General features: G+C 66.1%; 18 protein-coding genes. 3 read left to right on the top strand and 15 right to left on the bottom strand.

The window, feature by feature from the left end; all coding sequences use genetic code 11:
- Positions 1-208: 208 nt before the first annotated feature.
- The 6 genes from WFH44_RS07960 to WFH44_RS07935 all read right to left on the bottom strand — a co-directional run bounded on the left by WFH44_RS07960 (position 209) and on the right by WFH44_RS07935 (position 6,279).
- Positions 209-994, bottom strand: a complete 786-nt coding sequence (locus tag WFH44_RS07960) for a GntR family transcriptional regulator (protein ID WP_336713643.1) — start codon at positions 992-994, stop codon at positions 209-211.
- A gap of 137 nt (positions 995-1,131) precedes the next feature.
- The gene (locus WFH44_RS07955) at positions 1,132-1,533 is read right to left on the bottom strand and encodes a cytochrome c oxidase subunit 4 (protein ID WP_336713116.1); all 402 of its coding nucleotides are present in this window, start codon (positions 1,531-1,533) and stop codon (positions 1,132-1,134) included.
- A gap of 3 nt (positions 1,534-1,536) precedes the next feature.
- Positions 1,537-3,264: an aa3-type cytochrome oxidase subunit I gene (gene ctaD / locus WFH44_RS07950; protein ID WP_336713115.1), complete on the bottom strand. Its 1,728-nt coding sequence runs from the start codon at positions 3,262-3,264 to the stop codon at positions 1,537-1,539.
- Entirely contained in the window at positions 3,264-4,127 is an 864-nt protein-coding gene (gene ctaC, locus WFH44_RS07945) for an aa3-type cytochrome oxidase subunit II (protein WP_336713114.1), read from the bottom strand. Before ctaC ends, ctaD begins: the two co-directional genes overlap by 1 nt.
- Before the next feature lie 187 nt (positions 4,128-4,314).
- Positions 4,315-4,695: a HesB/IscA family protein gene (locus WFH44_RS07940; RefSeq protein ID WP_264795489.1), complete on the bottom strand. Its 381-nt coding sequence runs from the start codon at positions 4,693-4,695 to the stop codon at positions 4,315-4,317.
- 159 nt (positions 4,696-4,854) lie between these two features.
- Complete coding sequence (locus WFH44_RS07935; RefSeq protein ID WP_336713113.1) at positions 4,855-6,279, bottom strand: dipeptidase; 1,425 nt, start codon at positions 6,277-6,279, stop codon at positions 4,855-4,857.
- Between the two features lie 62 nt (positions 6,280-6,341).
- Between WFH44_RS07935 and WFH44_RS07930 the strand changes: the two genes are divergently transcribed.
- Positions 6,342-6,926, top strand: a complete 585-nt coding sequence (locus WFH44_RS07930; protein WP_336713111.1) for a DUF3043 domain-containing protein — start codon at positions 6,342-6,344, stop codon at positions 6,924-6,926.
- A 78-nt stretch (positions 6,927-7,004) separates the two neighbouring features.
- Here WFH44_RS07930 and WFH44_RS07925 read toward each other — a convergent pair whose 3' ends face one another.
- On the bottom strand, positions 7,005-8,069 hold the full coding sequence (locus WFH44_RS07925; RefSeq protein ID WP_336713110.1) for a quinone-dependent dihydroorotate dehydrogenase: 1,065 nt from the start codon (positions 8,067-8,069) through the stop codon (positions 7,005-7,007).
- Positions 8,070-8,148: 79 nt separating this feature from the next.
- On the opposite strand from WFH44_RS07925, the gene WFH44_RS07920 reads away from it, so the two are divergent.
- On the top strand, positions 8,149-9,216 hold the full coding sequence (locus WFH44_RS07920; protein WP_336713108.1) for an alpha/beta hydrolase: 1,068 nt from the start codon (positions 8,149-8,151) through the stop codon (positions 9,214-9,216).
- A 10-nt stretch (positions 9,217-9,226) separates the two neighbouring features.
- On the opposite strand, the gene WFH44_RS07915 is transcribed toward WFH44_RS07920, so the two are convergent.
- The 3 genes from WFH44_RS07915 to leuA form a co-directional block, all read right to left on the bottom strand.
- Entirely contained in the window at positions 9,227-10,021 is a 795-nt protein-coding gene (locus WFH44_RS07915) for an isoprenyl transferase (RefSeq protein ID WP_336713106.1), read from the bottom strand.
- Positions 10,018-10,770, bottom strand: coding sequence for a DNA repair protein RecO (recO, locus tag WFH44_RS07910; protein WP_336713104.1), 753 nt, complete (start codon positions 10,768-10,770; stop codon positions 10,018-10,020). Before recO ends, WFH44_RS07915 begins: the two co-directional genes overlap by 4 nt.
- A 64-nt stretch (positions 10,771-10,834) precedes the next feature.
- The gene (leuA, locus tag WFH44_RS07905; protein ID WP_336713103.1) at positions 10,835-12,601 is read right to left on the bottom strand and encodes a 2-isopropylmalate synthase; all 1,767 of its coding nucleotides are present in this window, start codon (positions 12,599-12,601) and stop codon (positions 10,835-10,837) included.
- A 208-nt stretch (positions 12,602-12,809) separates the two neighbouring features.
- Between leuA and WFH44_RS07900 the strand changes: the two genes are divergently transcribed.
- On the top strand, positions 12,810-14,750 hold the full coding sequence (locus tag WFH44_RS07900) for a M13 family metallopeptidase (RefSeq protein WP_336713102.1): 1,941 nt from the start codon (positions 12,810-12,812) through the stop codon (positions 14,748-14,750).
- 84 nt (positions 14,751-14,834) lie between these two features.
- On the opposite strand, the gene WFH44_RS07895 is transcribed toward WFH44_RS07900, so the two are convergent.
- From WFH44_RS07895 to WFH44_RS07875, 5 genes are all read right to left on the bottom strand, one after another.
- A complete protein-coding gene (locus WFH44_RS07895) occupies positions 14,835-16,298 on the bottom strand; it encodes an LCP family protein (protein ID WP_336713099.1) in 1,464 nt (487 codons plus the stop codon).
- A 224-nt stretch (positions 16,299-16,522) separates the two neighbouring features.
- On the bottom strand, positions 16,523-17,470 hold the full coding sequence (gene era, locus WFH44_RS07890; protein ID WP_336713642.1) for a GTPase Era: 948 nt from the start codon (positions 17,468-17,470) through the stop codon (positions 16,523-16,525).
- A gap of 7 nt (positions 17,471-17,477) precedes the next feature.
- Positions 17,478-18,806: a hemolysin family protein gene (locus tag WFH44_RS07885; RefSeq protein ID WP_442892894.1), complete on the bottom strand. Its 1,329-nt coding sequence runs from the start codon at positions 18,804-18,806 to the stop codon at positions 17,478-17,480.
- 8 nt (positions 18,807-18,814) lie between these two features.
- Complete coding sequence (gene ybeY / locus WFH44_RS07880) at positions 18,815-19,288, bottom strand: rRNA maturation RNase YbeY (protein WP_264795501.1); 474 nt, start codon at positions 19,286-19,288, stop codon at positions 18,815-18,817.
- Positions 19,285-20,325, bottom strand: coding sequence for a PhoH family protein (locus tag WFH44_RS07875; protein ID WP_336713096.1), 1,041 nt, complete (start codon positions 20,323-20,325; stop codon positions 19,285-19,287). The genes ybeY and WFH44_RS07875 overlap by 4 nt, the downstream gene beginning before the upstream one ends.
- Between the last annotated feature and the right edge of the window lie 148 nt (positions 20,326-20,473).

Below are 20,473 nucleotides of genomic sequence, written 5' to 3'. Positions count from 1 at the left end.
GCAGGCCATCAGCGTTCGGGCGCGATGGCACCCTGCTCCGGGCGCCGGGAACCGCCGGGCCCGCCGCCTGCGTCATCGGCACCATTGGGTCGACTGCCAGCCAGCAAAGCCGGTGCTGCGGGTAGGAGTCGCCGCTCCCCCGGCATCCGCAACCGCGGCACATCTCCCGAGTGTGCCGCGGGAGCCCCGCAGTTCCTCTGTGAGCGGCTCAGAAGCGCTTGACGTTATAGGAGCGGGGAGAGCGTGCCCCGGGCCGCTGCAGCGGCACCCACAGCTTGTAGCGATCGGCGCGATAGTACGAAACCGAGAAGTCCACCATCGTCTTTGATGCGTACGCGTGCCGCTGGATCTTTAGCAGCGGCGCACCGATGTCCACGTTAAGCAGGCGCGCGATTGAGGGCTGGGCTGCGGTAGCTTCGATGGTGTCCTCGCCCCACTCGATGACCAGCCCGTAACGCTCACTCAGGACGTTGTACAGCGACGACGGCGGCGGATCATCGAGGATGCCGGGCACCCGCTGGGCGGGGATGAAGTTTTCGTCCACGCTCATGGGGTCCCCGTCCGCCAGAAGCAGCCGGCGGAAACGGATGACAGGCTGCCCCTCCTCCAACTGAAGCTCGCGGGCCACGAAAGGCGCGGCGCCGATCTGCTCGAACGTAAGCACCCGCGCATCCGGCACCATGCCGCGGCGTTGCATCTCCTCGCTGTAGGAGGTGAGCTTTACTTGCAGGTCGAGCTTTTGCTGGCTGACGAAGGTTCCCAGCCCGACGATGCGCTCAAGGACCTCCTCGGACACCAGCGAATCGATCGCCTGCCGGACAGTCATCCTGGCCAGGCCGAACCGCTGCGTCAGTTCGCGCTCCGAGGGAAATGGACCGCCCGGCTCGCACTTCTCTTTCGCATGCCGCCGCAGGATCTCCCGCAGCTGGACATGTTTGGCTACCTGCGAGGCTTCGTCGATGGTGCCCTCGATGGCTGCCGCTCCCTTGAACACCAACTCTGCCTCCTCGTTTGGTACGCCTGTTTACTCCCATCCAGCTTAGCCCAGGCGGTCTAGACCACCGATTTGCGGCGCAAAAAGGGAGAGGCCCGGAGCTGATGCTCCAGGCCTCTCCCTTACTGAAGGTCGAACTAGTGGGCGTGGTCGCCGCGGCTGTACTCGTAAACCCATCCGATGAGTGCCACGAGAGTCAGGCCAAGGGCCACGTAGGTGATCCAGAACCCGACGGCGATGCCGAGGAAGCCGGTCGCGGCGCCTGCGCCGAGCATGAGGGGCCACCAGCTCCAGGGGCTGAAGTGACCCTGCTCGCCGGCGCCCTCATGGATCTCGGCGTCCAGCCGGTCCTCGGGGCGCGCACCGACGCGCTTCGCCGTCGTCCTCAGGTACCAGCCGATCATCAGCGACAGGCCGATCAGCAGGAACAGGCCGACGATGCCGACCCACTCGCTCCAGTTAGTCATGTAGCCGTAGACGAGGGCCACGGGAGTGAAGAAGATGACTCCCCCGGAGAACAACCAGGATTCGATTTTCATGGGTTATGCGTCCTCTCGGTCGGCCGGGCCGAAGATCTGTGCTGCCGGCACGGGTTCCTTGGGCGTGTGCTTCGGAGCCAGTTCCGGGTGGTGCAGGTCCAGGGCCGGGCGTTCCGACCGGATGCGAGGCAGCGAGGTGAAGTTGTGACGCGGCGGCGGGCACGAGGTGGCCCACTCAAGCGAGGCACCAAAGCCCCAGGGGTCATCCACCTGAACCTTCTTGCCATGGCGCCAGGTGATGTACACGTTCCAGAAGAACGGGATCAGCGAGGCACCCAGGACGAACGATGCGATCGTCGAGAACTGGTTCATGGCGGTGAAGTTGTCTTCCGGCATGTAATCCGCGTAGCGGCGGGGCATACCGATGACACCCAGCCAGTGCTGGATCAGGAAGGTGCCGTGGAAGCCGAGGAACAGGAGCCAGAAGTGGATCTTGCCCAGGCGCTCGTTCAGCATCTTGCCGGTCCACTTCGGCCACCAGAAGTAGAAGCCTGCGAACATGGCGAACACAACCGTGCCGAACACGACGTAGTGGAAGTGCGCCACGACGAAGTAGGTGTCGGAGACGTGGAAGTCCAGCGGCGGTGAGGCCAGGATAATGCCGGTCAGGCCGCCGAAGAGGAAGGTGACCAGGAAGCCGAGGCTCCACAGCATCGGCGTTTCGAAGGTGATGGAACCCCGCCACATCGTGCCGATCCAGTTGAAGAACTTCACGCCGGTCGGGACCGCGATCAGCATGGTCATGAAGGCGAAGAACGGCAGCAGGACCGAGCCGGTGACGTACATGTGGTGAGCCCACACGGTCACAGACAGAGCCGCGATCGCGATGGTGGCGTAGACCAGGCCCTTGTAACCGAAGATCGGCTTGCGGCTGAAGACCGGGAAGATCTCGGAGACGATGCCGAAGAACGGCAGGGCGATGATGTAGACCTCGGGGTGGCCGAAGAACCAGAACAGGTGCTGCCACAGGATGGCGCCGCCGTTCTCCGGGTTGAAGATGTGCGCACCGAAGCGGCGGTCGGCTCCCAGGCCGAACAGCGCCGAGGCCAGCGGCGGGAACGCCATGAGGACCAGGATGGAGGTGATCAGCGCATTCCAGGTGAAGATCGGCATGCGCCACATGGTCAGGCCGGGAGCCCGCATGCAGATGATGGTCGTGATGAAGTTGACCGCACCCAGGATGGTACCGAAGCCCGAGAGCGCCAGGCCGAAGACCCACAGGTCACCGCCCGCCCCCGGTGAGAATGTGGTGCTCGAGAGCGGGGCGTACGCGAACCAGCCGAAGGACGCGGCGCCCTGCGGGGTGATGAAGCCTGCGACGGCGATGGAGCTGCCGAAGAGGAAGAACCAGAAGGCCAGGGCGTTCAAGCGCGGGAAGGCAACGTCCGGAGCACCGATCTGCAGCGGCATCATCACGTTGGTGAAGCCGGCGAACAGCGGCGTCGCGAACATCAGCAGCATGACCGTGCCGTGCATGGTGAACAGCTGGTTGTACTGCTCCTTGGTCTGCAGGATCTGCATACCGGGTTCGAACAGCTCGGCGCGGATGACCAGTGCCATCACGCCGCCGAGGCAGAAGAAGATGAACGACGAGATCAGGTACATGTACCCGATGGTCTTGTGGTCGGTCGTCGTGATCCAGTTGACCACGATCCGGCCCTTGGAACGCGGGACGACGCGCGGCGCGACTGTCGTGCCCGTCTCCTCCGCGGTGTACTCGTAGGTAGACACTAGTTCTCCCTCGCTCCTTGCTCAGCCGCTTCCGCGTACGGGTTACGGTCGTATTCTTCGCCGATCTGGCCGTCCTCCAGGGCAGACATCCGCTGGGCGTACTCCGCCTCGGAAACAACGGCAACGTTGAACAGCATCTCGGAGTGGTACTCGCCGCAGAGTTCGGCGCACTTGCCGGCGAAGACGCCCTCGCGGGTCGGGGTGACGGTGATGTAGTTCGTCTTGCCCGGGATCATGTCGATCTTCTGCAGGAATGCCGGAACCCAGAACGAGTGGATGACGTCGCGGGAGTTGATCTGCAGCTCAATGCTCTGGTTGACCGGCAGGTACAGCGTGGGCAGGCGTTCGGGCGCACCCGTCTTGCCGTCCAGGTGGGCCTGGACACCGATGTCGTGCTTGTCCTCGGTGACGTAGTTGAAGTCCCAGGACCACTGCTTGCCGCGTACGTCGATGATCTGGTCCGGGTTGTCGTCCCGGGCGTTGATCGCGGTCATGTCCTTGTCCGTGAAGTAGAACAGGACCAGGACCATGATCAGCGGAACTGCGGTGTAGAAGATTTCCAGCGGCAGGTTGTAGCTGAGCTGGCGCGGGTAACCCGTCTCGTTCTTGCGGCGCCGGTAGGCAACGATGCACCAGATAATCAAGGCCCACGTGAGAACGCCGACAGCCAACGCGGCAATCCAGGAGTTCACCCACAAATCGATGATCCGGTCCGTGTGGTTGGTCGTGCCCCGCTCAGTGGGCAGCCATCCCAATTGGACTTCTTCTGAACAACCCGTCAACAACAGCGCACCGGCTGCCCCAAGACCAGTGGCCTTGAGGATCCTGGCGCGCCGACTGCCGGTTCGGTCCTGCGAACTCACAGACGGCCCTTCCTTTTTGTTTCGTGCAAGTGATGCCCGCGCGGCACGGCTATTCCCCCGTTGCGCGCGCTTGCATATTAGTTTTACTACTCACTGTAGAGCTTACCCGCCCCGATGACCCGGATGTGACAGATCGGAGCAGTGCGTCGCCGTTTGCATCCCCAGTGCGACTGGCTTTCCAGGAGGTTTAGTGGAACGAATCACCACAGGCGCAGGAACCACCGGCGTTGGGGTTGTCGATGGTGAAACCCTGCTTGGAGATGGTGTCCTCGAAATCGATGGTCGCGCCGCTGAGGTACGGCACGCTCATCTTGTCGACGATGACTTCGACACCGTCAAAGTCGCGGACGGCGTCACCGTCCAGCATGCGCTCGTCGAAGTACAGCTGGTAGATCAGGCCGGAGCAACCACCGGGCTGGACGGCGACGCGGAGCCGGAGGTCCGTGCGTCCTTCCTGCTCCAGCAGGCTGCGGACCTTGCCCGCGGCCACGTCGGTCAGCTTGACCTCATGGGTAGGCAGTTCCGTTGCAGTTGCGTTCTCGGTAGCGGTGCTGGTGGTTTCGGTCATTGCTTTGTCCTTATCTCTGAGGCGGCCATCAGTTGACCTTCTGCTATCACTCAGTGGTGCTGTGGCTCCGCTTCCATGGTACGTCGCTTGGAACTTGGTTCCAGCACCGCCGCCTGCAGGCGTGACATGCGGCCTGCCGGCGGCGCCTGGTCCGTCCTGCTACAGGCCTTCCTTGTCGAGGCGGGCGAGCAGCAGGGCCTCGGCGAGTATGGCATTGCGGAAATCTCCCAAGTGCAGGGACTCGTTCGCGGAATGCGCCCGGGAGTCAGGGTCCTCCACACCGGTGATCAGGATCTGGGCGGCCGGGTAGAGCTCGGTCAGGTCCGCGATGAACGGGATGGAGCCGCCGATGCCAGTCTCCACGGGTCCGGTCCCCCACGCCTTGCCCAGAGCCCACAGCGCGGCCTGCGCGGCCGGCGCGGTGGTGTCCGTGGAGAACGCGTTGCCCTGTTCTCCCGGAACGAACCGGACTTTTGCGCCGAAAGGAGCATGTGCGTCAATATGGGCAGCCAAAGCCTCCATGGCCGCCGCCGGGTCCTGGCCAGGCGCGAGACGCAGGCTCAGCTTTGCCCGCGCCGAGGGCAGCAAGGTGTTGGAGCTGAGGGCGACGCTGGGGACGTCCATTCCGATGACGGAGAGGGCCGGCTTGTTCCATAGCCGGTCCGAGATCGGCCCGGTTCCGGCCAGCTGGACGGAGTCGAGTACCGAACTGTCCCGGCGGAAGTCGGACTCCGGGTAGTCGACCGCGGCCGACTCGGTACCTACCAGCCCCTCGATGGCCACGGCTCCCGTCTCGTCATGGAAGGTCGCGATCAACCTGGCCATCAGTGTCGGCGCATCAAGGATCGGACCGCCGAACATGCCGGAATGGACGGCGTGGTCAAGGACCTGCAGTTCGACCACGCCATCGACCAGTCCCCGCAGGCTCGTGGTCAGCGCCGGCACCCCTACCCGCCAGTTGCCCGAATCCGCCACGATGATGACGTCGGACTGCAGTAGCTCACGGTGGGTCTCCAGGAAGGAACGGAAGGTTGGTGAGCCTGCCTCTTCCTCGCCCTCGATAAAGAACGTCAGGCCGAGGCCGAACTCATCGCCCAGCGAAGCCAGCAGTGCTTCGACGGCGCCGACGTGGGCCATGATGCCCGCTTTGTCGTCCGCGGCACCCCTGCCGAAGAGCCGGCCGTCGATTTCAGTGGCGGCGAACGGCTCGGTATGCCAGAGCGCGAGGTCCCCCGGCGGCTGGACGTCATGGTGCGCATACAGCAGGACGGTCGGCTTGCCCGGCGCGGCCGGGCGACGGGCCACGACGGCCGGCCCGCCAAGCTTTTCGCCGTTGGGAACACTCAGCACCTGCACGTCCTCGATTCCGACGCCGCGAATCAGGTCCGCCACTGTCTCTGCACTGTGCAGCAGGTCCGCCGGGTCGAAGGCCTCCCAGGCGATGCCGGGAATGGCAACGAGTTGCTCCAGCGTCGAAATCGTCTGGCCCATCCGGCCGTCGACGGCGGCCGCCAAAGCGGCGACGTCGACGTTCCCTCCGTCGGATTGCGGTGCAGGTCGGCCGGTTTCTTCACGAGTCGTCATACCGGCCACCCTACTCCCGGCGGACGCGCGGCAGGCAAGCGCCTGCAGGGTATTCTTGATGGGTGTTTGGACGTAAAAAAGAGGCTGCGAACGCGCCGGAAACCACAGACCAGCCTGCACCGGAGGCCGACCGCGGCCCGGGCAAGGGCACTCCGACTCCGCGCCGGAAGGACCAGGAAGCCGCGCGCAAGCGGCCGCTGGTGCCGAACGACCGCAAGGCCGCCAAGGAATCGAGCCGCCAGGCCGCCCAGGAAGAGCGGATCCGGATGCGGCAGGCGATGGATACCGGGGATGACCGCTACCTCCCGCTGCGGGACAAGGGCCCGCAGAAACGCTTTGTGCGCGACTTTGTCGACGCCCGCTGGGTCCTGGGCGAATTCCTCATCATCTTCGCCCTCATTTTCGTCCTGCTCAGCTTTATCCGCGACCTGAACGTCCAGGCCTTCATCCTCGTCGGTTTCTGGGTGCTGCTGGGCCTGGTGGCGGTGGATGCCTTCATTCTTGGCCGGCAGCTCAAGTCGCGGCTCGTGGCGAAATTCGGCGAGGTCGAGCGCGGCGCCATCTGGTACGGCGTCATGCGCGGCCTGCAGCTCCGCCGGATGCGGCTGCCCAAGCCCCAGGTCAAGCGCGGCCAGTACCCGTCCTGACGGGCTCCACCGCAGCGACCAACATCGCGAACGGGCCGGCTCCCCTTGTGGGAACCGGCCCGTTCTGGTCTTAAGCCCTTAGGGCCTGCGGGCCAACGAGCGGTTGATCCGCGCGGCCCAGAACGGTCCCTCGTAGAGGAACGCCGTGTAGCCCTGGACCAGCGTCGCGCCGGCGTCCAGCCGCTCCCGCACGTCGTCCGCCGTCTCCACTCCCCCGACCGCGACCAGCACCAGCCTGTCCCCCGCAGCCGCCCGCAGCCGGCGGAGCACCTCGAGGGAACGCTGCTTCAATGGCGCTCCCGACAGGCCGCCGGCGCCGCAGGCAGCGACCTTGGCCGCGTCCGTTTCCAGGCCTTCCCTGCCGATCGTGGTGTTCGTGGCGATGATGCCGTCCAGGTTCAGCTCCAATGCCAGCCTGGCCACGTCGTCGATATCCTCGTCGCTCAGGTCCGGCGCAATCTTGACCAGCAGCGGGACGTGCCGCCGCGCCACCGAGTCGGCCGTCTCCCCCACCGCGGCCAGCAGCGGCCGCAGGGTCTCGACGCTCTGCAGGAGGCGGAGCCCGGGAGTGTTCGGCGAGCTCACGTTGACCACCAGGTAGTCCGCGTGCGGGGCCAGCAGGCGGGTGCTCTTGAGGTAATCGTCGACGGCGTCCGCCAGCTCCACGGCCTTGGTCTTGCCGATGTTGACGCCGATCACCGGACGACTCGCGCCGAAGCGCCGCTGGAGGGACCGCCGCGCAGCCGAAAGCCTCGGCGCAACGGAGGCCGCGCCGTCGTTATTGAATCCCATCCGGTTGATGACCGCACGATCCTCGACCAGCCGGAACAACCGCGGCTTCGGATTCCCGGGCTGGGCCGATCCGGTGATGGTTCCGACCTCGACGGCCCCGAAGCCCAGATCGAACAGCGCCTCGATACCGTGGCCCTCCTTGTCGAAGCCCGCCGCAAGCCCGAACGGCGAAGGGAACGTCAGCCCCAGCGCCTCGGTCCGCAGGGAAGGCGCGGGCGCCGTGACCCGCCGGAGCAGCGCGCCGGCACCGGCCGAGTGGGCCAGGCGGATCATCCGGAAACCGATAGTGTGGGCACGTTCCGGGTCCATCCAGGAGAAGGCGGCGCGGAAGAAGAGTGGGTACAGACGCATGAGCCTAGTTTTCCGCCAAAGGCATCCTTCGGCCAAACCGGACGGGCTTAGCATGAAGGCGAAGAAGGGAAGTGTCGGAATGCCAACGGTCTGGATCGAGGACATTCTCGGCGCCGGATTCGAATCGACGGCGCTGGAGGTACCCCTAGCCGGGGGCAGGACGCGGCGGGCCACGCTGGTGCGGCACCTCCCCGCGAACCGCGGCCCGGCCCAGCGCGGAAACGTGGTGCTGTACCTGCACGGCTGGAGCGACTACTTCTTCAACACGGAGCTTGCCGCTTTCTGGCACCAGCTGGGGGTGGCGTTCTACGCCCTCGACGTCCACAACCACGGCCGGAACCTGCGGATCGGCGAGCCGGACCCCGGCGATGCGGCCGCGGAGGACGCCTCGGGAGCGGATCCCGGAACCAGGACGGTCGGTGGCGGCGACCTGGCCGGCTACGCCTCGGACCTAAGGGATTACGACGACGAGATCGCCACCGCGGTGGCAGCCGTCCGCCAGGACAGCGCGGCACGGCTCGGCCTGCCGGAGGCGGACATCGACCTCACCCTGATGGGCCACTCGACCGGCGGGCTCGTGGCAGCGCTCTGGGCCAACCGCAACCCCGGCGCGGTCAAGGCGCTGGTCCTGAACAGCCCGTGGCTGGAGATGCACCGCAGTTCGCTCGTGCGGCGGGCGGCGGCCAAGGTCCTCGACCCGCTGTCCCGGCTCAAGCCCGAGGCCGAGATCAAACTGCCGGCCCGCGGGTTCTACTGGCGGACCATCAGCAGCACGGAGGAAGGCGAGTGGGACCTGGACCCGGATCTCCGCCCGCCGTTTGCGTTCCCTGTCCGCGCCGGGTGGCTCAGCGCCATCTGGCACGGCCAGGCCGAAGTGGACAAGGGGCTCGCCATTGCGGTGCCGATCCTGGTCCTGACCTCGGCGCGCAGTGTCTACGGGCCGCTCTGGCACGAGGACATGAAGGCGGCCGACGCCGTCCTCGACGTGGAGACGATGGCCGCCAGCGCGGTCAAACTCGGATCCAGCGTCACGGTCGAACGGATCGAGGCGGCGCTGCACGACATCTTCCTGTCCCCGCCCGGGGTCCGCGCCGATGCCTACGCCAGGCTGGAGCGCTGGGCCAAGGCGTACATCCTGGACAGCTAGAACAGCCGGTTCAACCCGCGGAAACGGAGGCGGCATCCACGGCGCCGCCGTAGCGCCGGTCCCGCCGTGCGTAGATATCCACGGCTTCCCAGAGGGTCCGGCGGTCCACGTCCGGCCACAGGATGTCCATGAAGACCATCTCCGCGTAGGCGGACTGCCAGAGCATGAAGTTGGAGAACCGCTGCTCCCCGGAGGTGCGGAGGAAGAGGTCGACGTCGGGCAGGTCCGGCTCGTCAAGATAGCGCTGGATCGTCTTCTCGGACACGGCGGAAGGCTTGAGCCGGCCGGCGGCCACGTCGGCCGCGATGGCCGCAGCGGCATCGGCGATTTCCGCCCGGCCGCCGTAGTTGACGCACATGTTGAGCGTGCAGACGTTATTGTCGGCGGTCTGCCGCTCGGCCACCTCGAGCTCCTTGATAACCGACTGCCACAGGCGGGGACGCCGGCCGGACCAGCGGATGCGCACACCCCACTGGTCGAGCTGGTCCCTCTGTCGGCGCAGCACGTCCTTGCTGAAGCCCATCAGGAAGCGGACTTCCTCCGGCGACCGCTTCCAGTTCTCGGTGGAGAAGGCGTAGACGCTGACGTGGCGCACGCCTATCTCGATCGCGCCCGCCATGACGTCGAGCAGCGCAGCTTCGCCCGCGCGGTGCCCTTCAGTCCTTGGCAGCCCGCGCTGGTTGGCCCAGCGGCCGTTGCCGTCCATCACGATGGCGACGTGCTGCGGGACCAGGCCGTTCGGCAGCCGGGGCGCCCGGGCGCCGGAAGGATGGGGAGCAGGTTTGCTCGGGTTCAAGGTAGTCACACTCGCTCCACGTGTTTGAGGGATCTGACGGATCGTTCCAGGTGCCACTGCAGGTAGCTGGCCACCAGGCCGGCGGCTTCCCGCCGGGATGCCTGCGCCGATCCGTCGGCCGCCGGCCAGTCACCGCTGAGCAGCGCGGCCAGAAGCAACATGGTCTCCGGGGCCGGGGAGGCGGAGCCCGGAGGGCGGCAGTCGTGGCAGACGGCGCCGCCCAGCGCGGCCGAAAACGCCGAATGCGGGCCCGGTGCCGAGCAGCGCGCGCAGTCGGTGAAGCTCGGGGCCCAGCCGGCCGTCGCCAGGGCCCGCAGCAGGTAGGAGTCGAGCACGAGCTCAGGTGCGTGCCGGCTGCGGCTGAGGGCGGACAATGCACCGATGACAAGGCCGTAATGCACCGCCGCGGATTCGCCGTCGATGTCGGTCAGCTTCTCCGCAGTCTCGCAGATGACTGCGGCGGCGGTGTACTTGGCGTAGTCGGCGACGATCTCGCGTCCGTAGGGGCCAAGCGTCTGCGCCTGCGTGACGATGTCGAGGTTGCGTCCGGCAATGAGCTGCAGGTCCGCCACCATAAACGGTTCGAGCATCGCGCCGAACTTGCTGCTGGTGCGCCGGACTCCCTTGGCGACGGCGCGGACCTGGCCGTGGCGCTTGGTCAGCAGGACGATGATCCGGTCCGCCTCGCCGAGCTTGTGGGTCCGCAGAATGACGCCTTCATCCCGGTAGGTTCGGGAGGCGAAGGATCGGTTGGACACAGGGCCATTGTCCCACTGACTGCGCCCGGCCCGCACATCGGCAGGCCGGGCGCGGCCGGGTGGGCTACTGGGCCGAGGCTTCGCTTGCCGCGGCGGACTGCGCGACGTTGTCCCGGATGGCCCGGTTCACCGCGGACACGACCGCCTTGAGCGACGCCATCGTGGTGTTGGTATCGATGCCAACACCCCAGAGCACTCGCTCCGCCACAGCGCATTCCACGTAGGCCGCGGCGCGCGCATTGCCGCCTTCGGACAGCGCGTGCTCGCTGTAGTCCAGGACCCGGACATCCACGCCATCCTGGCGGAAGATGTCCAGCAGTGCGGCGATCGGACCGTTGCCTTCCGCGGTCCTGCGCTGCTGCACGCCGTCCACGATCAGGGAGGCGTTCAGCTGGAACGACCCGTCTTCGGCGGAGTCCGTCTTGACCGAGCCGAGGGTGTAGCGTCCCCACGGCTGCTCGGGAATCGGCAGGTACTCGTCGTTGAAGATTTCCCACAGCTGGGCACCGCTGACCTCGCCGCCCACCGTGTCGGTGCGGCGCTGGATGACGCCGGAGAACTCGATCTGGGCCCGCCGCGGCAGGTCCAGGCTGTGCTCGTTCTTCAGCAGGTACGCCACCCCGCCCTTGCCGGACTGGGAGTTGACGCGGATGACCGCCTCGTAGCTGCGGCCGAGGTCCTTGGGATCCACGGGCAGGTAGGGAACAGCCCAGGGGATTTCGTTGACCGTCTTGCCCGCGGCAGCGGCATCGCGCTCCATGGACTCGAAACCCTTCTTGATGGCGTCCTGGTGCGACCCGGAGAAGGCGGTGAACACCAGGTCGCCTCCGTAGGGAGAGCGCTCGGGCACCGGCAACTGGTTGCAGTACTCAACGGTCCGGCGCACTTCGTCGATGTTGGAGAAGTCGATCATCGGGTCGATGCCCTGGCCGAACAGGTTCAGCCCCAAAGTGACGAGGTCGACGTTGCCCGTCCGCTCGCCGTTGCCGAACAGGCAGCCCTCGATGCGGTCCGCACCGGCCAGGTAGCCCAGCTCGGCGGCCGCCACCCCGGTGCCGCGGTCATTGTGCGGGTGCAGCGAGAGGATGACATTCTCCCGGTTGTCCAGGTGCCGCGACATCCACTCGATGGAGTCGGCATAGACATTGGGGGTGGCCATCTCGACCGTGGCCGGCAGGTTGAGGATGACGTTGCGGTCCGGCGAGATTTCGAAGACGTCGGTCACCGCATTGCAGATGCGCGCGGCGAACTCCAGCTCGGTACCCGTGAAGGACTCGGGCGAGTACTCGTAGGTGACCTCGGTTCCCTTCAGGCCCTCCTCGTACTTCCGGCAGAGCCGCGCCCCCTGCAGGGCAATGTCGACGATGCCGTCCATGTCCTGGTTGAACACCACCCGGCGCTGCAGCACCGACGTCGAGTTATAGAGGTGGACGATCGCGCGGTCCGCGCCCTCGATCGCGTCATAGGTGCGCTCGATGAGGTGCTCGCGTGACTGGGTCAGCACCTGGATCGTCACGTCGTCCGGAATGCGATCGCCCTCGATCAGCTGGCGGACGAAGTCGAAGTCCGTCTGCGAGGCGGACGGGAAACCGACTTCGATTTCCTTGAAGCCCATCCTGACCAGCAGGTCGAACATCTTGTGCTTGCGCTCCGGGCTCATCGGGTCGATCAGGGCCTGGTTGCCATCCCGCAGATCGACGGCGCACCAGCGCGGCGCCTTCGTGATGACCTTGTCCGGCCAGGTGCGGTCCGGCAGCTCGACGGTGATCTGGTCCTGGAACGGAATGTACTTATGGATGGGCATTCCGGAGGGTTTCTGCGCGTTTCGCATGGTCTTTGGCCTTTTCTGCTAATTCCTGTGGCGGCTTCGGCCGGGCAACACAAACTCCGCGGCGAGGATTCGGCCGTCAAACAAGAGTTCTTTAGGCCTCGCCGCGGCAGCTAAGAAGAAGCATTCCAGCACGCACAATTTCACCCTAGCACGGTGCGTAGGATGAGGAAGAACATGTCAACCGCTGCTACTTCAGAAAGGTGCTGCCATGACCCGTTCCGGCATCGTCCTTGACCACGTTGATTCCGCCGTCCGCCCCCAGGACGACCTGTTCCGCCACGTCAACGGCAGGTGGCTGGCCGAAACCACCATCCGCCCTGACCGCCCTCTGGAGGGATCGTTCACCGCGCTGCGGGACGAGGCCGAGGCCGCGGTCCGGCAGATCATCGAGGAATCCGCGGCGGATCCGGACCCGCGCACCCCGGCCGGCAAGGTCGGCGTCGTATATTCCAGCTTCATGGACGAGGCCGCAGCCGAAGGGCGCAGGTTCTCCCCGATTGCCGAACAACTGGCGGAGATCGACGCGGTGGCGGACCGGGACACGCTGCTGGACCTGCTGGCGAAGTTCACCCGCCAGGGTGCTGCCTACCCGCTGGCGTTCTACGTCAACAACGACGCCGGCGACCCCGCCCGGTACCTCGTCTACCTTTACCAGGCGGGGCTGGGCCTACCGGACGAGTCCTACTACCGCGAAGACGAGTTCAAGGACATCCGGGCGCGCTACGCCGAGTACGCCGCGGCCATCATGGAGCAGGCCGGACTCGACCCCGCCGAGGCTGCGGTAGCGATCGGGCTGGAGCACAAGCTGGCGGCCGGGCACCTGGACAAGGTTTCCTGCCGGGACCCGCAGAAGACCTACAACCTTCGCGCCGTCGGCGAGCTGGCCGGCAGCTTTCCCCGCATCCGGCAGTGGCTCGGAGGCCTGGGCAGCCAAGGGGCGGAGATCACCGAGGTGGTCGTGTCCCAGCCGGACTTTGTCGCCCTCCTGGCCAAGCTGATCGAAGAGGAGCCGCTCGAGGACTGGAAGTCCTGGCTCCGCCTCCAGTTGCTGACGTCGGCGGCACCGTACCTGCATGCCGAGGCGGTCCAGACGCACTTCGATTTCTACGGGAAGATCCTCAGCGGAACGCCCGAAATCAAGGAACGCTGGCGACGCGGCGTTGCGCTCGTCGAAGGCGCCCTGGGCGAAGCCATCGGCCAGGAATACGTCGCGCGGCACTTCCCGCCGTCCCACAAGGAGCGGATGGAGGAACTGGTAGCCAACCTGATCGGCGCCTACCGCGAAAGCATCGGTTCGCTCGAGTGGCTAAGCGCCGAGACCATCGGCCGTGCCCTGGAGAAGCTCCAGGCGTTCCGGACAAAGATCGGCTACCCGACCAAGTGGATCGACTACTCCTCGTACCTGCCAAGTGGCGACGTCTGGCAGAACGTCCTGGGCGCCAACGAATTCGAGGTCCGCCGCAACCTGGACAAGCTGGGCGGGCCGATCGACACCGAAGAGTGGCACATGACACCCCAGACGGTGAACGCCTATTACATGCCGACCATGAACGAAATCGTCTTTCCGGCCGCGATCCTGCAGCCGCCCTTCTTCGACGCCGAGGCCGACCCTGCCGCCAACTACGGGGCCATCGGGGCGGTCATCGGCCACGAAATCGGGCATGGCTTCGACGACATGGGCTCGCAGTATGACGGGACCGGCGCACTGCGCAACTGGTGGACCGACGAAGACCGAAAGGCCTTCGAGGCACTGACGGCGCGGCTGGTCGACCAGTACGCGAAGCTCAGCCCCGAGGAAGCGGCCGGCAAGACGGTCAACGGCGAGCTCACGCTGGGCGAGAACATCGGCGACCTCGGCGGCCTGATCATCGCCTACAAGGCCTACCAGCTCAGCCTTGACGGACAGGAGCCGCCCGTCATCGACGGACTTACGGGGACGCAGCGCTTCTTCTACTCCTGGGCCGAATGCTGGCGCCAGAAGATCAGGAGCGAGGAGTCCCAGCGGCGGCTATCCATTGATCCGCATTCGCCCAACGAGTTCCGCTGCAACCAGGTGGTCAGGAACATGGACGAGTTCCACGCCGCCTTCGAGGTGGAGTCCGGCGACGGCCTGTGGCTCGATCCGGCCGAGCGCGTCCGGATCTGGTAGCAACCTGCAGGAAGGCCGTGCCTCCCGATCGCCCTGGTGCGCGGGAGGCACGGCCTCTGGTTTTGCCGGGGAACCTGCTTGCGGTCAGAAGCCGCCGGAGCCCTGGCAGGTGACCTGGTCGGCCGTCTGGCCGCGGAGGTTGCCCCCGACTCCCCCGGTTGCCTTGAGCTTCTTGCCGGTGGTGAAGTCGGCGCCGACCGCCACGCGGACACCGTAGCTCTTCTCGGAGGAGAGGACGCTGGCCTTGGGGACGTTGAGTTCCTTGGCCAGCTGGTTGGCCACGTCTTCGAACCCGGCTGAGTAGAAGATCTGGGTCGCCGGATTGGTGTCCTCCGCCTCGGTACCCGAGGCCAGCACGTACCCGAGTGCCTGGAGCTGCTCGGCGAGTTCAGCGCCGCGGTCCTTGGCACCCGAGGAATTGACGACCTCGACCGGCTGTGCGGCGGGATCGAAGGGCAGCTCCTCCGGCTCGGGGGTCGCCGGAGTGGAGGAGCCATCGCCTGCCTCGGGTGACGGCGATGCGGAGGGCTTCTCTTCGGCCGTTGCGGTGACATCACCGTCGGCCCGGAGGATGCTGAACAGCTTCTCCCCCTCGACCTCATCCATGACCAGGCGGTTGGGGTTCGGTTCGTAAAGCGTCGTCGGCAGGGAGACGAAGGCGACCTTGCCCAGGTCCACGTTCTTCAGCCGGTCGGCCAGGGCCAGGAGCTTCGACACGTCGGTGAGCCCCTCGTCAACGGTCAGGTTGCGGGCAATGGCATCGGCGATGTTGTAGAGGCGCGGAACATTGGTCAGCGTCCCCTCCGAGGTGATCTTGCGTGCCATGGACGCCAGAAAGCTTTGCTGGGCGCGGATCCGGCCGCGGTCGCCGCCGTCGCCGAAGGCATGCCGGGTCCGGAGGAACGCCAGCGCCTGCTCGCCCTGCACCTCGCTGATGCCGGCGGGCAGGGTGAGCTTGGAGTAGGTGTCGTTGATCGGCTCATTGACGCAGACCTGCACGCCGCCGATGACGGTCGACAGTTCCTTGACCGCGTTGAAGTCGGCCATCATGAAGTGGTCGATCTCCATCCCGGTCAAGTGGTTGATCGCGGCGACGGTGCAGCCGGGACCGCCGTAGCTCAGCGCCATGTTGAGCTGGGCGGACTGCTGCTCCGGGTAGATCTCGCCAGTCTGCGGATCCTCGCAGGCGGGGATGTCGGTGAGGAGGTCCCGGGGCAGGCTCACCACCGTGACCCGCTGCCGGTCCGCGGAGAGGTTCATCAGCATCATGACGTCGGAATTGCCTTTGCCATCCGACGACGGGTCATGGCCGTACGAGCCGCCCGTCTTGGCCCGGGAGTCAGTGCCCAGGATCAGGATCTGCACCGGATCCGTGCTCAAGTCCACCGGCAGGCCCTGGGCCTCCGTGCCGAGGTTCAGCGGCTCCGTCGTCAGGCTGGCGCGCAGGCCGGCCACCTTGATGACGATGACCCCAAGCCCGGCGACCAGTGCGCAGGCGAGCACGGCAGAAACGATCTTCAGCCAGGTGAACCGCTTCCCTGAACGCATGTGCCGGGCGCTCCCGTGCACAGCCGGGTGCCTTGGAGTTGCCGGCTGAGGATGAACACCGCCTTCGTGATCCAGCGGATCATCACTCGAACTGCCGCGACGACCCACAGATGCCTGCCTTTCGGGGGTGATACCAGAACGAACCAGATAAAAGGATAAACGTGGAGAGTGCTATTCATGCACACGGACACGTAACGCCGAAAGTTCCCGGCTTCCCTGTCAGGTCAGAAACCGAGCCTGACCAGCTGTTTTGGATCCCGCTGCCAGTCCTTGGCAATTTTCACATGCAGGTCGAGATACACGCGGGTGCCCAGCAGGGCTTCGATGCCGCGCCGGGCCTTGGTGCCAACGTCGCGCAGCCGCGCCCCGCCCTTGCCAATGATGATGGCCTTCTGGCTGGGCCGCTCCACAAAGAGGTTGACCCGCACGTCGAGCAGCGGATTGTCCTCGCTGCGACCCTCGCGCGGCACGATCTCCTCCACCACGACGGCCAGCGAATGCGGCAATTCATCGCGGACGCCCTCCAGTGCGGCTTCACGGATCAGCTCCGCCACCATGACCGCCTCCGGCTCGTCCGTCAGCTCTCCGTCCGGATAGAGGGGAGGCGACATCGGCATCCTGGAGACGAGCACGTCGGCGACCGTGTCCACTTGGTAGCCATCTGCCGCGGATACGGGAACGACGTCGGCAAATCCGTCAGCGCCGAAAACCTCCGTGCCCAGCGCGGCAACGGCCAGCAGCTGTTCGGCCAGCGCGCTGCGGTCCACTAGGTCCGTCTTCGTGACCAGCGCCACGACCGGCTTGCGTGACAACGCCGCCAGCTGGTTCGCAATGAAGCGGTCCCCGGGCCCGATCTTTTCGTTGGCCGGAAGGCAGAAGCCGATGGCGTCGACTTCCGAGAGGGTGTCAGCCACCAGATCGTTCAGCCGCTGGCCCAGCAGGGTCCGGGGCCGGTGCAGCCCCGGGGTATCCACGAGCACCAGCTGGGCATCGGCGCGGTGGACGATGCCGCGGATCGTGTGCCGGGTGGTCTGCGGCTTCGCCGAGGTGATGGCCACCTTCTGGCCGACCAGGGCATTGGTCAGGGTCGATTTCCCGGCGTTGGGCCGCCCCACCAGGGAGACGAAACCGGCACGGTAGTCCTCGGGCCATCCGCTGGTGGCCATAGCCATGGCTTTGTCATCGTGTGCTGTCATTTTCCGGCTCCGGTTCTGCTCTGGCAGGGGTATGTCTTGGTTCATGGCCGCCGGCGGCGGCCTCGGTCGCGGGGAGGTCCCGCCATGCCAGCACGTGCGACACCCGGTTCCGCCGGCCTTCCAGCCGCTCGGCGTGGATGTGCAGCCCGTCGATCGTTACCTCGCTGCCGACGATCGGCACCCGGCCGAGGGACTTGGCCAGCAGGCCGCCGACGGTATCCACTTCCTCGTCGTCGAGGTCCATGCCGAAGAGCTCGCCGACGTCGTCGATCGAAGTCCTCGCGCTGATCCGGTAGCGGCCTTCCTCGAGGACTTCGATCTCCGGCCGTTCGGAGTCATACTCGTCAACGATCTCGCCGACGATCTCCTCGATGAGGTCCTCCAGCGTCACCAGGCCCGCGGTGCCGCCGTATTCGTCAATGACGATCGCCACGTGGGTCGACTCGCGCTGCAGTTCCTTGAGCAGCTCGCCGACGGCCTTCGACTCGGGGACATAGCGGACGTCGCGGCACGCTTCGTCCACCGAGGTCCGGGCGGCCGCCTCGGGCCTGGCGTGGAGGCGGGCGGCAACGTCCTTCAAGTAGAGGATGCCCTTGATCTGGTCCGTGTTCTCTCCGATGACCGGGATCCGGGAATAGCCCGAGCGCAGGAAGAGCGACATCGCCTGCTTCAGCGAGGCGCCGGAATCGATGGTGACGATGTCCGTGCGCGGAACCATCACGGCCCGTACCTTCGTGTCGCCGAGGTCGAACACGGACTGGATCAGTTCCGCCTCAGCGTCTTCGATCATGTCCGCCTCGGTGGCCCGGTCGACGAAGTCGCGGAATTCCTCCTCGGAGAAGAAGGCGGCGTCCGCCCTCGGCGCGTTAGGGGCGACGGCGCTGCCCAGCCGGACGAGCCAGCCCGGGATCGGGCCCAGGATCCCGCACAGCAGCCTGATCGCGGGGGCGGTCGCCAGGACCACGCCCGTGGCGTGCATCCGGCCGAACTGCCGGGGCGAAACGCCGACCAGCACGAAACCGACCGCCGCCATGGCGGCGGTAGCCAGCAGCCCGGCCAGCCACACGTTGCGCAGCAGGTCATAGAACAGGAGTGCGACGGCGACCGCGCCGGCGGTCTCGAACCAGATCCGCCAGAAGCGCAGGGCGTGCATATGCGCCACCGGCTCCTGCAGGATGGTAGCCAGCCGGCGCCCCCGCCCGCTGGAGAGCAGCTGCTCCGCCTCCTGCCGGGGCAGGTAGGTGAAGGCCGATTCCGCGGCGGTAAGGACGGCGGCCAGCAGAATAAAGACCAGCGCGAGGCCGGTCAGCATCCAAATGATCAAAGGGTGGTCTCCGTGGGCGCTTCCTTGCCGAGGAAGTCGGCCAGCAGCCGCCGCTGCAGCCCGAACATTTCCTTTTCCTCTTCGGGCTCGGCATGGTCGTAGCCGAGCAGATGCAGCATCCCGTGCGTCGTCAGCAGGAGCAGCTCCTCGCCAATGCTGTGCCCGGCCTTCCGGGCCTGCTCCTCCGCGACCTGGGGGCAAAGCACGACGTCTCCGAGCACGCCTGCCGGAGTCTTCTGGGAAGGCGTACCCGGGCGGAGCTCGTCCATCGGAAAGGAAAGGACGTCGGTGGGCCCGGGCTCGTCCATCCACTCAATGTGGAGGCGCTCCATGGCCTCCTTATCCACCAGGATGATGGAGAGCTCGGCCTCGGGATGGACATACATGCTGTCGAGCACGAAGCGGCCCAGCCGCGCCAGCTCGGCCTCGTCCGCGGCCATGGCTGACTCGTTATTGACCTCGATGCTCAATGCTGTCCTTCCCTCGTGGGCCTGTTCCTGGCAGGTACCCGCTGCCGCCGGTTGTCGTCCCAGCGGCTGTAGGCATTCACGATGTCGCTGACCAGACGGTGCCGCACCACGTCGGAGGCATCCAGGATGGAGAAGCTCACGTCCTCGACACCCTGCAGGATCTCGCTGACCACTTTGAGCCCCGAGCTGGAACTGCCCGGCAGGTCGATTTGCGTCACGTCGCCGGTGACCACCATCTTCGAGCCGAACCCCAGCCGTGTCAGGAACATCTTCATCTGCTCCGGCGTCGTGTTCTGGGCCTCGTCGAGGATGATGAACGCGTCATTGAGCGTCCGGCCGCGCATGTAGGCCAGCGGCGCCACTTCAATAGTGCCCGCGGCCATCAGGCGCGGGATGGAGTCCGGGTCCATCATGTCGTGCAGGGCGTCGTAGAGCGGCCGCAGGTACGGGTCGATCTTGTCGCTGAGCGTCCCCGGCAGGAAGCCGAGCCGCTCCCCCGCCTCGACCGCGGGACGGGTCAGGATGATCCGGTTGACCTCTTTGTGCTGCAGGGCCTGGACCGCCTTGGCCATGGCCAGGTAGGTTTTGCCGGTGCCCGCGGGGCCGATCCCGAAAACGATGGTGTTGTTGTCGATGGCCTCGACATAGGTCTTCTGGTTCAGCGTCTTGGGCCGGATGGTCCGCCCGCGCGACGACAGGATGTTCAGCGTCAGGACCTCGGAAGGCCTCGCGACCGATTGTTCGCTCAGCATGCGCAGCAGCTGCTCGACGACCTGGGGCGTCACGCGTGTGTCGTTGGCGGCCAAAGTCCTGATCTCTGCCAGCAGCCGCCCGGTGCGCTCCACGGCCTGGGGCGGGCCCGTTATCGACAGCTCGTTGCCGCGCACATGCAGGTCCACGTCGGTGAATTCGGATTCGATCAGCCGCAGCACCTCGTCCTGGGCACCCAGCGCCCTGACCATATGCTCGGGCGATTCGAAGTGCACAGAGAGACTACCGGATCCCAGCGGATCAACATCCAATTGTGTTTCCGACATAGTGCGGCCTGACCCGGCCTTCCATCGCCCCTTCAGTAGTGTTCGGCTGCTGGCCAACTTCTCGGTTCCGCCCGCCCGGACGGGCGAGCGGTCAATACATCAATGCTACGGCACACAAGCGTCGTCGACCCATGGTCCGGACACCGGC

Origin of the sequence: Arthrobacter sp. USHLN218, assembly GCF_037144715.1 — a bacterium.
Taxonomy (GTDB): Bacteria; Actinomycetota; Actinomycetes; order Actinomycetales; family Micrococcaceae; genus Crystallibacter.
This window is presented reverse-complemented; position numbering and strand designations above follow the sequence as displayed.